Below are 15,322 nucleotides of genomic sequence, written 5' to 3'. Positions count from 1 at the left end.
GCGCATAATTCATGCCGTTTATGCGTAGCCTTGTCAAAGCCGCATTTCCCTCTCAACGGCGCAAATTGCCATCATCAGGCGCAAATGCGGTGACTATTTTGCGTTATGCTGCGCAGAATGGGATCATTGCCGCCTTGGCGGCATATTACGAATATCCCATGGCAATATGGACATACATTCCACGAACCCGTAATCATTCCCGCTTCAAGATCCGCAAATCAACGTGGACTTCTCAAAGGAGAGAGCGATGAGTCTGGTGATCGATGTCGACGCGCATTTTGAGCCGGGGCCGGAATGGCTCGATCAATATCCTGATCTCGCGAAGCGGTTGCCGGAACTCGATGGCGGCGCTTTGGCGGTCAAGGTTATCTGCGGCGATCTGGTGCGATCCATCCCCGACGAACGTCGTCCATCCATGCAAGAGCTTATGCCGCCAGGCCTCCTCACCCTGTTCGCGCAGGAGAAGGCGGATGAAAAAGGGCGCCGCGCCGAATTTGAAGGCAAGAACCAGATGGAAGTCGCCAATACCAGGGCGCGGCTCAAATGGATGGATGGCCAGGGCATCGACCTGCAAAATGTCATCTGCCTGTCGGGCATCACATATCAGACGTTCATCGACGATCTGGGGTTGCGACAGGAAACCATTCGCACGGCCAACGACTGGCTGGCCGACACCTGCGACGAAGGCGGCGGCCGCCTTTTGCCGGTGACTGCGCTCGATTATGAGGATCTGGATTGGGCGATCGCTGAACTAAAGCGCATGCGCCGCCGCGGCAGCCGCATCGTGTTGATCCCCGGCGCGCCAGTCGCGGGCAAGGCCATTGTCCATCCGGACTGGGATCCGTTCTGGCGCGCGGTTACCGACAGCGGCATGATCGCAATGCTGCACACCGGATTTGAGCGCATGTCTTTCGATCCGGGCTGGTCCAACATGGCGGCCGATCCCACCCTGCTGCGGCAGTTCGGCGGCGGTTTTCGTCATGTCACCGCGATGATGAATATCAACGCGATGGTATTTTCAGGACTGTTTGAGCGCCATCCGAAACTCACGGTGACGATAGCGGAACTTGGCATCGGCTGGATGCCGTTCGTCCTCAACGACATTGACGAACGCGCTACGCCAACCGCCGAATTGTTCCTGGGCAAATGGAAATATGCCATGAAGCCCAGCGAATATATCCGCCGCAACATACGCGGCACGCCGCTCAATTGCGGCAGCGACAATCCGCTGGACCTGATCATGGAGCAACTGCCCGAGGACATGTTGATGTTCTCGTCAGACTTTCCGCACTTTGAAGGCTTTGCCGACCCGGCAGGCCATTATCAGGCATTTTTCGAAAAACATGCCGATCGCCTGTCGGCACGCCGCCGCGATCTGTTCATGGGCGGAAATTTCCTGTCCGCATTCGAACGCATGGGCGATCCGGTGATCGTCCCGGCCCGCGCCGGCGAAAGGCTGGCTGTCTGACGGCCAAAAGGCATGGGGCGGAAGGAACATCCGCCCCCGCTTCCTTCACTCCCCGCCTTCAACCAGCCGCCGCAGCTTGCGGGCCGCCATCTGGGGCGTGGTCAGGACAGGTTCGCCACGCTTGCTCCTCACCAGCGCGGCGGCGCGCGCCATCGAAAACTGGCCTACGACGATCACGTCCACGGGCGGCAAGGCGTCCGCTGCGGCGGCGCTCAGGCGGTCATGTTCATCTCCGTCGCCGGCCTGAAGCGCCTCAAGCGCACCGCTCGCTACAGCCGGCATGACGACGGGTCGCGCCTGACCAATGGCGTCAGCCATCGCGTGAATTTCTCCTTCCAGCGGCGCGACAGATCCCTGGAAAGTGAGCAGCAGACCGACACGCCCGCCGCCCTCTTTACCCTTGCACAGGGCAAGCGCCTCGTCGAACGCGCCTTCGTTAGGCGTCACCACGGGGATTGAAAGGTCCGCCTTCACCCGTTCGATCGCGGGGCGGAAGGCGGAACAGGTGAAAAGAATGCCGGCCGTCTCGGCCTGCCCGTCATTGGCGGCGGCGGCATAGCGTCCAAGCGTCTGGAACCGGTCGTAAATTGCCGGGCTGATTTCACCGATCGTTGCGAAGTCGGACGCCAGAGAGTCGTCGATCAGATTGTGGACCGCCGCCTCGGGCCATTCTTCCCGCATCGCGGCCATGGCGGGGCCGGGCGATTGGGCAAGCGCGCTGATCATCATAATGCGCGGCACGTTACTCATTGCGCTCTCCATCCGAAAAGTTGCCATGTCGCAATGGCGATGCCATCAGCGTGCCGCAAGATGAATCGCTACGCAAAAGGGGATCGAGGATGTTGAGACTGGACGGGCGCGTCGCAATCGTGACCGGCTGCGGCAGCTCTGCGCCCGGTTGGGGCAATGGCAAGGCGATCGCCACCCTGCTCGCGCGTCAGGGGGCAACCGTCTATGGCGTCGATCTTGATCTTGCAGCCGCCCAGGCAACGCAGGCAATCGTCGTCGGTGAAGATAACCGCATGCATGTCGCCGCCTGCGACGTCACGGATTCCGCGCAGGTCGATGCGCTGGTCGCCGATTGCGTCGCCCGGTTCGGCCGACTGGACATCCTCATCAACAATGTCGGCCGGTCGGAACCGGGCACGCCGGAAAGCATGGACGCACAGGTCTGGCGGGAGCAGCTTGACCTCAATCTGACCAGCGCCTTCCTGACGAGCAAGGCCGCCCTGCCCGTCATGGCCCGGCAGGGCGCGGGGGCGATCGTCAACATCTCATCCATCGCTGGAATGCGCTGGGTCGGCAAGGATCAGGTCGCCTACGCCACTGCAAAGGCCGGGCTGGTCCAGTTCACGAAGGTCACGGCGGTCGCCTATGCGGCAAAGGGCGTGCGTCTCAACTGCGTCGTGCCTGGCCTCATGTTCACCCCGCTCGTGGAACGGCTGGCGCAAAAATACAATCAGGGCGATTATGAAGGCATGGTGGCCAAACGTCATGCGCAGGTGCCGATGGGACGTATGGGCGACGCGTGGGACGTCGCGCATGCTGCGCTCTTCCTCAGTTCCGACGAGGCGCGCTACATTACCGGCGCCGAACTGGTGGTCGATGGCGGAATCACCGCCTTCACCGGCGTCCCCGGCTGATCTCCCGCCTCAAAGCAGGCTGATAAAGCCATCCAGGAAAATCGCCGACGCGCGCTGCGCAAAACGCTGCCTGTCTTGCGCGGCGACCGCATGCCCGCCAGCGAACAGCCGATTGCCGCGCAGGGCAAGCACCAGCAACTGACGCGCAAGCCATTCGCCCCCTTGCCCTGCGCCAATGCTCTCCAGCCAGGGCAAAAGCCCCGCCACCCATGGCGCGCGAAGAATGACATAGACGTCGCGCGCCAGCGCCGCGTCACGGCGGGACTGGCTGATGACCACCCGATGAAGCTGGATGGAAGTCGCGGAAGCCAGCGTCGCAAGACTTGCTTCCAGATAAGCCGTCAGGGCATCCGCATCCGCCCGCCCGTGCGGCAACGGCGGCGGCATTGCCCCACGCCCGCAATCCTGCGCCGAAGCGCGCATGGCGGCTGCGAAAAGACCCGCCTTGCTGGCGAAATGACGATAGAGCGTGCCGCGCCCGACCCGCGCTTCTTCGCCGATAAGGTTCAGGTTGGCGCCCTCATAGCCATGGGCCAGGAAATGTCGCGCCGCGACATCAAGCAGGGCGCGGATATGGGCTGGCGGAGCCTCCTCTTCAGCCGCCTCGACCGGCGGGATCGGATGTGGAAAGGGCGCCTCGCCCTCCTGCGCGCCACGGACGCCTTGCGCAAAAAGGGCGGCGGCATGATGGGCGATACGCAAGCGCTGATCCGGCGGAGCAGCGGGAAAGCCCATCAACACCACCGGCCCTTCAACCGCCAGCGACCCGAAATCCAGCGCCATTTCCAGCGGCACGGCACGATCGACGCCCTTTGCCCGCGCAAAATCCTCCAGCGCCTGCCGCACAGGCTCCAGCCGCAGGCCTTGTCCATTTTGCAGCGATGAAGCGAGATCGGGCATCTTGTGCGCCACGCCCGCCGCGACCCACAGCGCGCTGAACATGCCCTGATCCAAAGCGGAATCAAGGATCGCACGGGCCAGCCCCGCCAGTTCGGATCCATCGCTGGCGGCACGTTCATGAACGGCTGCGGCGCGCGCTATGAACTCCGCACCCTGCGCCTCCAGCGCCGCGCGGAACAGCGCTTCCTTGTCCGCGAAATGGCGATAGATCGTTTCCTTGCTGACCCCTGCGGTACGGGCGATCGCGTCGATGCTGACCGCATCGAAGCCCCGCTCGACAAACTGCGCGCGAGCCGACGACAACAGGTGCCGGACGCGCGGAGACGGCAATTCCGTCCTGGCCGCTGCCACCTCTTTCATCCGCCGTTCCTGCAAATCATCGTGGCGCTATATCAGCATGGCGCAAGGATGCACCAATGCTTGTTGACCAAGACCGAACGGTTCGATACCGTTCGGTCAACTATGTTGGGAGAGCGAGTCATGGACAGCCCATGGACGGAGCGGCCGCTGGAGCCGTTCGGCATGGAAATCGGCATCCGGCTGGAATGGCCGTTGCCCGATGGTTTTGAACAGCGCATGGTCGAGCTGTTCGACCGCCATAAAATGCTGCTGTTCAGGAATCAGCAACTGGAGGAGCAGGATCAGGTCCGCCTGCTTGAAAATTTCGGTCGCGTGCTTGGCGCGCACGGGGAATATCGCGAAATTTCAACGGACGGCGGATTGGGTTCAGGTCCGCTCACCTGGCACAGCGACCTTGCCTTCACCGAAGAGCCGTTCAAGGTCATTTCCCTGCACGCCGTCGCCGTGAATGACGGACAGAGCTTCACCGACTTCGTAAACGGCGCCAACGCCGCCGCCAGTCTGCCGGCCGACCTTGCCGCCAGGGTCGCAGGGCGCGAAGCCCTGACCATGATCGCGCCGGTCCAGACGCACCGCACGGTTGGCTATGACAGTCCCGACGACATGCCGCATCAGGTGCGGCCCGTCATCATTACGCACCCTCGCACGGGGGACGCCATCCTCTATGTCAGCTATATGCAGACTGCCCGCATCATGGGGATGGAGCGGACGGAAAGCGATGCGACACTCGACGCGCTTTTCGTCGAACTTTACCGGAAGGATCGCGTCTACCGGCATCACTGGAACAATGGCGACATCGTCATCTGGGACAATATCGCGCTTCAGCACGCGCGCGGCGACCTGACCGGCATGACGCCGCGACGGCTGCAACGCATCGTCGTCGCCGACAAGAGCTTCTTCGACCTGCTCCCACAGTTCCAGGTGGGCGATGAACGGATCAGCGCCTGGGGTTCAGGCGACAAGCAACTGGTGCTCGACTGAAGGAACCGGAACATGGTGGACATTCCCTATCTGTTGCGTGGCGTCATGCCTGTCGAAACCGACAGCAGCGTTTTGATATCCTCGTCCAAATATCTCAACGATCCGCGCCTGCGTGAATGGTTGGCGACGATCCTGCTGCGGCGCAACGGCGCGGACATGCCTGCACCAGCGGAAATGTATCAATTTCTGCCGATCCTCAATTCCCTGCGCGATTTCGACGCGATCGAGGACATGTTCACGCAGGAACGAAAGGTCAATCCCGAACTGGATGCATGGTTCAGCGAAGGTTTCATATCCACCTACACCATCGATGACTTCAAGGATTATGCGCCCGGTTCCCTTGGCGGCATTTTCTATAACCAGATGACGGCGGGCGATTATGAAATCCAGATCACGCCATGGACCGAACCAAAGACACAACTGGAATATTATAACCTGCGATCAGGCCAGACGCACGATTTCGAACATATTCTCTGCGGCGGCGGCTTCAACTTCATGGGTGAACTGGTGCCCTACTGGTATCGGCTGACCAACGTGCCCAAACATATGCACAATCCGCATCTCGCCGCCGAAGTGAACATGATCCAGATATTCGGATCGCTTCGCTACACGGTCCGCACCATGCTGCATTATCCCGAAGTGTGGCCGACGGCTGTAAACGCGATCCAGCGCGGCATGAAGGTGGGGCAGCAAAGCGACGCGCTGTTCATGAAGAAGCTGGAAACCGCGTTCCACCTGCCGCTTGCCGAAGCGCGGGAGGCGCTGGGCGTGCGCGGCGCGGAGGATGTCGACACGTCGCGCGAAGGCGCCTTCTGGGCGTCGGATGGCAAGGTCGCGCTCGACCCCATCGCCAGGGCTGCCGAATGACGATGTCCTGCGACCTCCTCATTCGCGGCGGAACGATCGTCGATGGCAGCGGCGGCGATCCCTTCACCGGCGATGTCGCCATCCGCGACGGCCGCATTCTCAGCGTCGGCGACTTCACGGGTGAGGCGAAGGAGATCATCAACGCGACGGGGCTGACCGTCACGCCCGGCTTCGTCGATATCCACACGCATTATGATGGTCAGGCCATTTGGTCAGAGGAACTCTCCCCCTCCTCCTCTCATGGCGTGACCACTGTCGTGATCGGCAATTGCGGGGTCGGCTTCGCGCCCTGCCGCGCTGCCGATCACGACCGTTTGATCCGGCTGATGGAGGGGGTGGAGGACATTCCCGGCGTCGTCATGGCCGAAGGGCTGAGTTGGGACTGGGAAAGCTTTCCCGACTATCTGAACGCTCTCGACGCGCGGCGGCGCGACATCGACGTCGCGGCGCTGCTGCCGCACAGCCCGCTGCGCGTGTTCGTGATGGGTGAACGCGGCGTGCGACGCGAAGCTGCTACGGCGGAAGATCTGACGCAGATGCGCGCGATCACCCGCGAAGCGCTGGACGCCGGGGCGATCGGTTTCGCCACCTCGCGCCTTTTGATCCACCGCACCAAGGCAGGGGAAAATATCCCAAGCTATCAGGCCGACGTCGATGAGTTGAAGGCCATCGCCAGCGCGCTGCGCGACGCCGATACGGGCGTGCTGCAAATGGTGCTCGACGCGCCGTTTCAAAGCTGGACCGACGAGCTTTCACACCTGCTCGCCGTGGCGCAGGCGTCGGGCAGGCCCGCGACCTTCACCCTGGGCACCGCAAATGGGGGCGAGCCGGTATGGGAAGACGCCCTGCGCATTTGCGAGGATGCCAATGACCAAGGCATGAAGATCAGCCCACAGATATTGCCGCGCCCGGTAGGCATGATCTGCGGCTTTGAACTCTCCAGCCATCCTTTCAGCCTCTGCCCCGGCTATGAAGCGATCGCCGCCCTGCCGCTGGATGGGCAGCTTGCACATCTGCGCGATCCGGCCTTCCGCGCAAAGCTGGTCGCGGAAGCCCCGCATGAAGGGCATCCGCTGGCCATGATGACGCGGAACTGGGACTGGATCTTCCCCCTGTCCGACCCGCCCAATTACGAACCGCCCGCGCAAAGCAGCGTCGGCGCACGCGCGCGAAGCCTGAACGTCTCGCCCGAAAAGGTCGCCTATGACCTGATGATGGGTGAAGGTGATGGCCGGGGGCTGCTCTACAATACGCTTGGCAATTTTTATCAGGGCAAGCTCGACGCCGTCCATGACCTCATCAACCACCCCGCGACAGTCATGGGGCTGGGCGACGGCGGCGCGCATTATGCGGCGATCTGCGACGCCAGCTATCCGACATTCCTGCTGACCTACTGGACGCGCGACCGCGACGGGCCGAAACTCAGCGTGGCAAAGGCGGTGCAGGCGCTGACCTCAAGGCCAGCCGATACGATGGGCCTATGCGACCGTGGCAGGATCGCTTCGGGGTATAAGGCGGACCTTAACATCATTGACCTGGACGCGCTTCACCTGCACGCGCCGCATGTGCGCTACGACCTGCCGGGCGGCGGGCGGCGGCTGGACCAGAAGGCGACTGGCTTTGTCGCAACAATCGTCTCGGGACAGCTGATCCGTCGCAATGATGAACCGACGGGCGAGCGGCCTGGACGACTGGTGCGGGGTGCGCAAATAGCGGGGTGACCAAGGGCGCATGAACGAATGGCGTGCGTTATTGACTGCCCACTATATACAAGGAATTGCAGGCTGCCGTGGGAAGCGGGAAGCAGCATGACCGGCCGGCGGTTCCGTGCGACCGGCACTCACCGACATGGGAGACTTGCGACATGATAAAGGGCTACGCTTTCACCAAGATCATCGTTGCCGATCTTGCGCTGATGGAGCGTTTTTATTGCGATAGCCTCGGACTCACCGTCCAGACCCGCATCGCCGTGGACGAGCCCGGCTGGGCGCTGCGCGAAACGGTACTGGCAATCGGCGACCCCTCGGGAACCCTGCTCAACCTGGTGCAATATCTCGACCGCCCATGCCCCGCGCCCGGCGAAGCCGTCATCGGCCTGTCGGTCGACAGCATCGACGCCGTCATCGACGCGGCGACGCGCGGCGGCGGATCGGTCGTCACGCCCCCGGTGGACGTTCCTGAGCATGGCTTGAAGATTGCCTATGTCGCCGACCCCGAAGGGCATTTGCTGGAACTGCTCCAACCGCTGGGCTGAGCTTTTTTCGGCAACGTCTGCGCGAGTCAGGGCCAGAGATGCCAATCTATCGTAAACTGGAACGTAAACTGAAGACATCCGCTCCACGCCCATAGCCACGGGAAATGCATGCAATCCAGCTTTCGTGGCAGGCTATGTCTCTACGGCCGGGCCCAGGCGGACAGGCGGTCGGCTATGGTCGAACCGCCACCGCTTCCGCCCTGCCACGATATGACCAGGATCGACATGAAATGGCCAAAAGCCGGACCGATCGCGAAGAAGAGATGCATGCCCGCCAACCCGTCCGTACCCGAAGAGCGCGGGTCGAAGCCAAGCAGGCCGACGACCGGCAACGCGATGCCCACCGCGAGAGCATAGGCCGCATTCGTGGTGACGTTGAACACCGACGAGAACAGCCCCGCCCGTTCCACGCCGCTCGTTTCGCGATGGCGGTCCGCCACGTCGTAGATCATCGACCGCAGCATCAGATTGCCTGACCCCTGCGTCAGGCCCTGCCCGACGATCAGCACGATGAACAGCCACATGCGATCGGGCGTCAGGAACAGGACCATCAGGTTGATGACCACCTGTACCGCCTCGGCCATCACCAGCGTACGAAGCCGCCCGAAACGGTAGCTGATCCGCGCCCACAGCGGCGCTGCGAAGATACCGAACGCATATTGCAGCATCAGCAGCAATGCGGGCGACGCCATGCCCATGTAGCGGGTGACGAAGAACAGGAATATCGCGGTGCGGAATCCCTGCCCCAGCGCGACGAAAAAGTCCGACGCCACGATCCGCCACAGCGACGCGTCGCGCAACATGGCGATCAGTCCCTGCCGCCAGTTCACCGAAGCAGAAGGGCGATCGGCGACCGGCGGCTCACGGAACAGGATGGCGATCAGCAGGATGCCCGCGGCTAGCACGACCGCCACCAGCGCCCCCATGGATCCCACGCGTATCTCGGGATTGCCGCGCCCCGTCGCGTCGAGCAGGGCGGGCAGGACGAGAACCAGGAAGATGCCGATCGACGACCCCGTTTGAATATATGCCTGTATGCGGGCGCGCTCTATGGGCGACGAGGCCATCTCTCCGCCCCAGGCGTAAAGCGGCGTCGAGGTGGCCGTCCAGCCCAGGCACAACAGCAGCAGCCATCCGCCAAGATAGAGCGGACTGGCGCCTGCGGGCGGTGAAAAGACCGCGTACAGGGACAGGAGGAACAGCAGCCCGCCACCGAGTATCCAGGGCTTTCGTCTACCGATCCGCGTGCGGCTGTGATCCGATGCCCAGCCGACCAGTGGGTCGGCCGCTGCGCTCCACAACCGGCTGATCATGAAGACCAGCCCTACGGTCGCCAGGTCCATGCCGATCGCCGTGGCGTAAAAGGCGGGCAGGTAGGTTTGAAGCGGGATGTTGAACCCGCCGGTCGCTATGCTGGTGACGGAAAATGCCGCCAGCCGGGGCCCGGATACGCGCGACGGAACCGTCACGCGGAACGCCCGGTGATACGCCGAACATTGCTGATGGTCATCCGTTTGCCAAAGCCCCCCTGGCTCCCCTTCCCTGCCGGTGAATGCGCCATCATGCCATCCGCCCGTGCGTTAACGGCCTATATGCACATGCAAATTGCATTTTTTGCAACAACTGATGTCTTTCTTATTGTCCGGGACGCGTGCTATCGGCCATCCGTTCGATTCCAAGGGGATTATCATGAAGTTTTCGTTCGCTTTCGCAGCGGCTTTGTCGCTGTCTCTTTCGGCCGCCGCCGTTGCGGCCGATGCGCCGCTGATCAAGGATCGCGCACTGGTCAAGACGGTCGATGGACGCAAGGTCGGCTTCATCGACCGCGTGCTCAAGAATGCCGCTGGCGAGCCTACCGGCGTTCAGATCATCTATAGCGGCCGTTTCGTCGTCATCCCCGCCACCACGCTCAGCGCCGCGGAAAAAGGTCTGGTGACCAGCCTGACGGCCAAGGAAGTCAACAAGCTCTGACGAAAAGGGGCTGCATCCGGCTAGGAGCAGCCCCTTTCCATATGCCCGCGCTGCCCGGCGATTTGCACGGGGCTTCGCGGAAGGCCTGGGTGATCAGGGGAGCCGCCCTGAACATGAAGGGCAAGACCCGCGCCCCAATTATCCTGCTTCACAGCACAAGCGGCCAGATGCGCCGCCGGGCAGGCCGTGGACAGATTGCTCATATCCACGACCCCGTCTCCGCGCCTTCAGAAATCCAGGCTGATTTTCTGATCGAACTGAATGAACCGGCGCGCGATTTTCCAACCGTCGCCGGTCTTGACGACCGTGTCGCGCTGGCGGCCCGTGACGACGATCTTTGAACTCATCGGGGCATGTCCGGCGTTGACGTTCATGAACACATATTCGGCGAACACCTGACCATTATCTTCGGTGACGATCAGGTTGAAATTATAATGGCGGTTCTTGCCTTCAGCCTGCCGGTCAGATTCCCGCGCATGCTCAACCTGCGCCTCTACGCCTTCATAGCGGATGCTGATGCCTTCCATCTCGGTGACGATATCGGGCGTGTAAATCGCAGCCAGGCCTTCCCAGTCGCCGAAATCGGAACAGCGCGTGAAGCGGGCGACCAGTTCCTGAATCGCGATCTTGTCTTCCAGTGTAATCATCTGACCTTGTCTCCGTGCAATGTTACTGTTTGTCATACCAGGGGAAAAACGGCGGCATCTGCGACGCCTTGCCCGTAAACTGGGCGGACCGCTTTTCGTTGAAGGCGCGGACGCCTTCGCGGCCATCGGCCTGGCTGGTGTAGAAAACCGCCAGCGATTCGGTCAGGTGCGCCTGCCACGGATCGGGCTGCGCGCTGTTGCGGTTCAGCATCTGGCGGATCAGCGCGATCGATACGGGCGATCGGTCCTTGACCAGCGACCGGGCAAAAGCCTTCGCTTCATCGACCAGCGCCTCCGCCGGGAAAACGCCGCGCACCAGACCCTTTTCATGCGCTTCGGCGGCGTCGAATATGTCGGCGCGATAGGCCCATTCCAACGCCTGCTCCAGCCCAACGATGCGCGGCAGGAAGAAGGACGAACAGGCTTCCATCGTGATGCCCAGCCGCCCGAATACGAAACCGAAACGCGCCTTTTCGGACGCGAAGCGGAAATCCATGGGCAGCAACATGGTCGAACCGATGCCGACGGCGGCGCCGTTTACCGCACCTACAATCGGCTTCAGGCAATCATACATGGCCATCGCGACGCGCCCGCCAGTGTCGCGCACGCCCTTCAGGATGGCCGGATCGTCGCATCGTTCGCGCAAATCCTCCATCGTCGGCTTCATGCTTTCGTCGAGGCCAAAGACGTTGCCGCCCACCGACAGGTCCATCCCCGCGCAAAAGGCGCGGCCCTCCCCCGTCACCACGATGACGCGCACGGCGTCGTCCTGGCTCGCGCGGCCATAGGCGTCGATCAGCTCCTCGCACATTTCGACGGTGAAGGCATTGAGCTTGTCCGGCCGGTTCAGCGTCAGCAGCAGCAGCCCGTCATCTTCGACTTCATAACGGATGGTGTTGTAGGTCATGGCTCAAGCCTCCTCGGCGGTGAGCGCCGTCGCGCGGGCCAGCGACTGGCGGCATTCTCTCACGATCCGTTCGATCAATTCGGCGCAGGTGGGAATATCGTCCATCAGGCCGATGCCCAGCCCCGCCCAGACCAGCCCGCCGTCCACTTCGCCGTTTTCCAGCGCCGCGCGTCCCCGCACACCGGCGACCAGCGCCTTGATATCCTCGAACGTCGCGCCGGCCTCGCTTTCCCTGACGTTGACCTCTTCGGCGACCGCATTGCGAAAAACACGCGCCGTATTGCGCAGCTGGCGAAAGATCAGCGTTGTGTCGCGCTCGGTCCCCTGAACGACTGCCTGCTTGATCGCTTCGTGGATCGGCGCTTCCTTCGTCAGCATGAAGCGCGTGCCCATGGTCACGCCTTCCGCGCCCAAAGCCAGCGCAGCCGCCATGCTGCGACCGTCCGCCATGCCCCCGGCGGCCAGGATGGGGATGTCCAGCGCCCGCGCGGCAGCCGGAATCAGCACCATGCCGGGAATATCGTCCTCACCCGGATGGCCCGCCGCTTCGAAACCGTCGATCGACACGGCATCGACACCGGCGCGTTGCGCGGACAGCGCATGGCGCACGGCGGTACATTTATGGACAATCTTCACGCCCGCCTGCTTGAAGCGCGCGATGAACTCGGCCGGGCTGCGTCCAGCGGTCTCGACCACCCCGACGCCCGAACCGGCAATGACCTCGGCATAGGCCTCGTAAGGAACGGGCTGCGCCGTCGGCAGGATGGTCAGGTTCACGCCGAAGGGCTTGTCCGTCATCGTGCGGCAGCGTTCGATCTCGTCCGCCAACGCTTCGGGCGTCGGCTGGGTCAGGGCCGTCAGGATGCCCAGCCCCCCGGCATTGGACACGGCCGAGGCCAGTTCGGCGCGACCGACCCACTGCATCCCGCCCTGGATAATCGGGTAGCGCGTGCCGGTAAGCTCGGTAATCCGTGTCTTCATTCAATCATTCCCCTTGGTTAAGGCGGCCTCTGCCTCGCTCCAGGCCAGTTGGGCGAGCAGCGGATAGTGCGCCGCCAGTTCTTCCGCGTGCGCCGACGCTGCCGTTCCGCGCAACGCCCTCGCCTTGATGCCGTGATAGATGGCGGCCAGACGGAACAGGGCAAAGGCGCGATAGAAACCGATATGGTCGATCCCGTCCCGGCCGGTCCGTCGGCAATAGGCCGCAATATAATCCTGTTCCGGCATCAGGTTCGACGCCGCAATGTCGACGCCGCGCAATCCTGACAGGATGGCGGGCGGCAGGCGATACATCATGATGTGATTGACGAAATCGGCCAGCGGATGGCCCAGCGTCGACAACTCCCAATCCAGCACCGCCGCGATGCGTGGCTCGACCGGATGAAAGACCATATTGTCCGCCCGATAGTCGCCATGCACGATCCGGCTTTCGTCGCCTGGGGGAATATTCGCGGGCAGCCATTCGATCAGCCGGTCCATGTTCGCGTCGCGCCCGGCGGCCTCGTCGCTCAGATATTGGCGCGACCAGCGCGCGATCTGGCGGTCGAAATAATTGCCCTTCTTGCCGAAATCGTCCAGGCCAAGCGCAGCCGGATCGAAATTATGAAGCTGCGCCAGGGTCGCGTTCATCGCGTCGAAATAGGCTGGCCGCTCTTCCACCGCCACCGACTCGAAACGCGCATTCCAAAAGACCCGGCCCTCAACGCATTCCATGACATAGAACCAGCTGCCGATCACCGCGTCATCGGTGCACAGGCCATAGATGCGCGGCACCGGAAAGCCCGCCTTGCCCAACGCGCCGATCACCCGCGCCTCGCGATCGACGGCATGAGCGCCCGGCACCGTCACGCCCGGCGGCTTGCGACGCATGACGAAGGAACGGCCCGCCGTGTCCAGCCGAAATGTCGGATTGGATTGCCCGCCCCTGAACTGGCGGACGGTCAGCTCTCCTTCCGCCTCCGGCACATGATCGCGCAGCCAGGCGCGCAGCGCGCCTTCGTCAAACCGATGCGCCTCGCGCACCTCGCTCAGGCCCGCGTTCAACTGTTCGACATTCATGGCCGAGCCAGCGCCTCGCGCTTGATCTTCTTGGCCAGCGACCATTTATGCACCTGTGTCGGGCCGTCATAGATGCGAAAGGCGCGGATTTCGCGAAACACCTGTTCGACGATCGTGTCATGGCTGACACCCGTGCCGCCCATCACCTGAACGCAGCGGTCAGCAACCCGGAACAGGGTTTCGGACACGGATACCTTCGCGATCGAGCTTTCCGTGATCGCCATTTCCCCGGCGTCCAGCGCATCGGCACACCAGTCTATCATCAGTTCGCACTGCTTCAGGTCGATCAGATTGTCGGCCAGCATGAAACCGACGCCCTCATGGTCGATCAGCGCCTTGCCGAACGCCTGCCGCTTGACGGCGTAATCCGCGGCGATCTCGTTGGCGCGCGTGGCCGCACCCAGCCAGCGCATGCAATGGGTCAGCCGTGCGGGGGCAAGCCGGATCTGCGCATAGGCAAAGCCCTCATGCGGCGCGCCCAGGATGGATGATGCGGGCAGGCGCAGATTATCGATCTTCACCACCGCATGCCCACCGGGCATCGAACTGTCGATCGTGCCGATCAGCCTTTCCTGCACAAGCGCCGGGTGCGGCAGGGGCACCAGGAACATGGTCGCTCCGGCTGCGCCATCCTCGCGATCCGTCCTGGCCATCAGGATCGCGAACGTCGCCCCGGCAAAGCCCGTAGCGAACGCCTTGCGTCCGTTGACGACCCATTCGCCGTCCTGCAACGCCGCGCGGGTCTGCATCATCGACGGGTCGGACCCGGCGCCGCCTTCGGCTGCCGGTTCGGTCATCAGGAAACAGGACCGCCCCTCCCCGGCATGCAAGGGTGCCAGGAACGCGCGCTTCTGCTCGGGCGTGGCGACCTTGCCCAGCAGGAACATGTTGCCTTCATCGGGCGCATTGGTGTTGCAGGCCAACGGCCCCAATGGCGACAGGCCCGAAGCCCGCAAGACCTGCGCGGTGTCGCGATGGCTGAGATGGCTGCCATCCGCGCGAATATGCGGCGTCAGCACGCCCGCCTCACGGGCCTTGGCGCGCATCTCGTCCACCAGCGTATCGAGCGGACCATGATCGTCTCGGCGGCCGTCCGTCTCGTAGGGAATGATTGTTTCCCGGGTGAACTGTTCGACCCTGCGGGCGATAGCTCGCGCGTCATCTTTTTCTGCCGTCGCCATCGCCGCTCCTTTCATCCCTGCGGCGCTTGCCAAGCCCAGAAGCACAATGCAAGGTGTAATTAAAAAGCATCCGGGAAGCGTGCTC

At 62.8% G+C, this 15,322-nt stretch carries 15 protein-coding genes; 7 read left to right on the top strand and 8 right to left on the bottom strand.

Features of this window, described 5'->3' with window-relative positions:
• The first annotated feature begins 247 nt into the window (after positions 1-247).
• Positions 248-1,468: an amidohydrolase family protein gene (locus B6S01_RS18855; RefSeq protein ID WP_037469441.1), complete on the top strand. Its 1,221-nt coding sequence runs from the start codon at positions 248-250 to the stop codon at positions 1,466-1,468.
• Between the two features lie 45 nt (positions 1,469-1,513).
• Here the strand turns inward: B6S01_RS18855 and B6S01_RS18850 are convergent, their stop codons facing one another.
• Positions 1,514-2,218, bottom strand: a complete 705-nt coding sequence (locus tag B6S01_RS18850; RefSeq protein ID WP_037469439.1) for an aspartate/glutamate racemase family protein — start codon at positions 2,216-2,218, stop codon at positions 1,514-1,516.
• 89 nt (positions 2,219-2,307) lie between these two features.
• Between B6S01_RS18850 and B6S01_RS18845 the strand changes: the two genes are divergently transcribed.
• On the top strand, positions 2,308-3,111 hold the full coding sequence (locus B6S01_RS18845) for an SDR family NAD(P)-dependent oxidoreductase (protein ID WP_037469437.1): 804 nt from the start codon (positions 2,308-2,310) through the stop codon (positions 3,109-3,111).
• Positions 3,112-3,120: 9 nt separating this feature from the next.
• Here the strand turns inward: B6S01_RS18845 and B6S01_RS18840 are convergent, their stop codons facing one another.
• The gene (locus B6S01_RS18840) at positions 3,121-4,371 is read right to left on the bottom strand and encodes a TetR/AcrR family transcriptional regulator (RefSeq protein ID WP_037469436.1); all 1,251 of its coding nucleotides are present in this window, start codon (positions 4,369-4,371) and stop codon (positions 3,121-3,123) included.
• Between the two features lie 120 nt (positions 4,372-4,491).
• On the opposite strand from B6S01_RS18840, the gene B6S01_RS18835 reads away from it, so the two are divergent.
• The 4 genes from B6S01_RS18835 (at position 4,492) to B6S01_RS18820 (ending at position 8,473) form a co-directional block, all read left to right on the top strand.
• Positions 4,492-5,352 (top strand): TauD/TfdA dioxygenase family protein, encoded by an 861-nt coding sequence (locus B6S01_RS18835; protein WP_051908646.1) that lies wholly within the window; start codon positions 4,492-4,494, stop codon positions 5,350-5,352.
• A 12-nt stretch (positions 5,353-5,364) separates the two neighbouring features.
• Positions 5,365-6,219, top strand: a complete 855-nt coding sequence (locus tag B6S01_RS18830; protein WP_037469433.1) for a hypothetical protein — start codon at positions 5,365-5,367, stop codon at positions 6,217-6,219.
• A gap of 2 nt (positions 6,220-6,221) precedes the next feature.
• Positions 6,222-7,940 (top strand): N-acyl-D-amino-acid deacylase family protein, encoded by a 1,719-nt coding sequence (locus tag B6S01_RS18825; RefSeq protein ID WP_094182670.1) that lies wholly within the window; start codon positions 6,222-6,224, stop codon positions 7,938-7,940.
• A gap of 143 nt (positions 7,941-8,083) precedes the next feature.
• A complete protein-coding gene (locus B6S01_RS18820) occupies positions 8,084-8,473 on the top strand; it encodes a VOC family protein (protein WP_037469429.1) in 390 nt (129 codons plus the stop codon).
• 140 nt (positions 8,474-8,613) lie between these two features.
• Here B6S01_RS18820 and B6S01_RS18815 read toward each other — a convergent pair whose 3' ends face one another.
• A complete protein-coding gene (locus B6S01_RS18815; protein WP_051908644.1) occupies positions 8,614-9,942 on the bottom strand; it encodes an MFS transporter in 1,329 nt (442 codons plus the stop codon).
• 220 nt (positions 9,943-10,162) lie between these two features.
• Between B6S01_RS18815 and B6S01_RS18810 the strand changes: the two genes are divergently transcribed.
• The gene (locus B6S01_RS18810; protein ID WP_037469567.1) at positions 10,163-10,444 is read left to right on the top strand and encodes a hypothetical protein; all 282 of its coding nucleotides are present in this window, start codon (positions 10,163-10,165) and stop codon (positions 10,442-10,444) included.
• A gap of 227 nt (positions 10,445-10,671) precedes the next feature.
• Here the strand turns inward: B6S01_RS18810 and B6S01_RS18805 are convergent, their stop codons facing one another.
• The 5 genes from B6S01_RS18805 to B6S01_RS18785 are packed head-to-tail and all read right to left on the bottom strand — an operon-like array spanning position 10,672 to position 15,237.
• On the bottom strand, positions 10,672-11,091 hold the full coding sequence (locus tag B6S01_RS18805; RefSeq protein WP_037469428.1) for a nuclear transport factor 2 family protein: 420 nt from the start codon (positions 11,089-11,091) through the stop codon (positions 10,672-10,674).
• 22 nt (positions 11,092-11,113) lie between these two features.
• Positions 11,114-11,998, bottom strand: a complete 885-nt coding sequence (locus B6S01_RS18800) for a crotonase/enoyl-CoA hydratase family protein (RefSeq protein ID WP_037469426.1) — start codon at positions 11,996-11,998, stop codon at positions 11,114-11,116.
• A 3-nt stretch (positions 11,999-12,001) separates the two neighbouring features.
• Positions 12,002-12,979, bottom strand: coding sequence for an NAD(P)H-dependent flavin oxidoreductase (locus tag B6S01_RS18795; RefSeq protein ID WP_037469424.1), 978 nt, complete (start codon positions 12,977-12,979; stop codon positions 12,002-12,004).
• On the bottom strand, positions 12,980-14,056 hold the full coding sequence (locus B6S01_RS18790) for a phosphotransferase (protein ID WP_037469564.1): 1,077 nt from the start codon (positions 14,054-14,056) through the stop codon (positions 12,980-12,982).
• Positions 14,053-15,237, bottom strand: a complete 1,185-nt coding sequence (locus tag B6S01_RS18785; RefSeq protein WP_037469561.1) for an acyl-CoA dehydrogenase family protein — start codon at positions 15,235-15,237, stop codon at positions 14,053-14,055. Before B6S01_RS18785 ends, B6S01_RS18790 begins: the two co-directional genes overlap by 4 nt.
• Between the last annotated feature and the right edge of the window lie 85 nt (positions 15,238-15,322).

The sequence above is a fragment of the Sphingobium herbicidovorans genome (assembly GCF_002080435.1).
GTDB classification, from domain to species: Bacteria; Pseudomonadota; Alphaproteobacteria; order Sphingomonadales; family Sphingomonadaceae; genus Sphingobium; species Sphingobium herbicidovorans.
The sequence above is the reverse complement of the archived record's forward strand: the minus strand, read 5'-3'. Positions and strand labels throughout refer to the sequence as shown.

Coding starts and splice junctions, on each gene's coding strand:
- B6S01_RS18855 (WP_037469441.1), top strand. CDS start 248: ATGAGTCTGGTGATCGATGTCGACGCGCATTTTGAGCCGGGGCCGGAA.
- B6S01_RS18850 (WP_037469439.1), bottom strand. CDS start 2,218: ATGAGTAACGTGCCGCGCATTATGATGATCAGCGCGCTTGCCCAATCG.
- B6S01_RS18845 (WP_037469437.1), top strand. CDS start 2,308: ATGTTGAGACTGGACGGGCGCGTCGCAATCGTGACCGGCTGCGGCAGC.
- B6S01_RS18840 (WP_037469436.1), bottom strand. CDS start 4,371: ATGAAAGAGGTGGCAGCGGCCAGGACGGAATTGCCGTCTCCGCGCGTC.
- B6S01_RS18835 (WP_051908646.1), top strand. CDS start 4,492: ATGGACAGCCCATGGACGGAGCGGCCGCTGGAGCCGTTCGGCATGGAA.
- B6S01_RS18830 (WP_037469433.1), top strand. CDS start 5,365: ATGGTGGACATTCCCTATCTGTTGCGTGGCGTCATGCCTGTCGAAACC.
- B6S01_RS18825 (WP_094182670.1), top strand. CDS start 6,222: ATGTCCTGCGACCTCCTCATTCGCGGCGGAACGATCGTCGATGGCAGC.
- B6S01_RS18820 (WP_037469429.1), top strand. CDS start 8,084: ATGATAAAGGGCTACGCTTTCACCAAGATCATCGTTGCCGATCTTGCG.
- B6S01_RS18810 (WP_037469567.1), top strand. CDS start 10,163: ATGAAGTTTTCGTTCGCTTTCGCAGCGGCTTTGTCGCTGTCTCTTTCG.
- B6S01_RS18805 (WP_037469428.1), bottom strand. CDS start 11,091: ATGATTACACTGGAAGACAAGATCGCGATTCAGGAACTGGTCGCCCGC.
- B6S01_RS18800 (WP_037469426.1), bottom strand. CDS start 11,998: ATGACCTACAACACCATCCGTTATGAAGTCGAAGATGACGGGCTGCTG.
- B6S01_RS18795 (WP_037469424.1), bottom strand. CDS start 12,979: ATGAAGACACGGATTACCGAGCTTACCGGCACGCGCTACCCGATTATC.
- B6S01_RS18790 (WP_037469564.1), bottom strand. CDS start 14,056: ATGAATGTCGAACAGTTGAACGCGGGCCTGAGCGAGGTGCGCGAGGCG.
- B6S01_RS18785 (WP_037469561.1), bottom strand. CDS start 15,237: ATGGCGACGGCAGAAAAAGATGACGCGCGAGCTATCGCCCGCAGGGTC.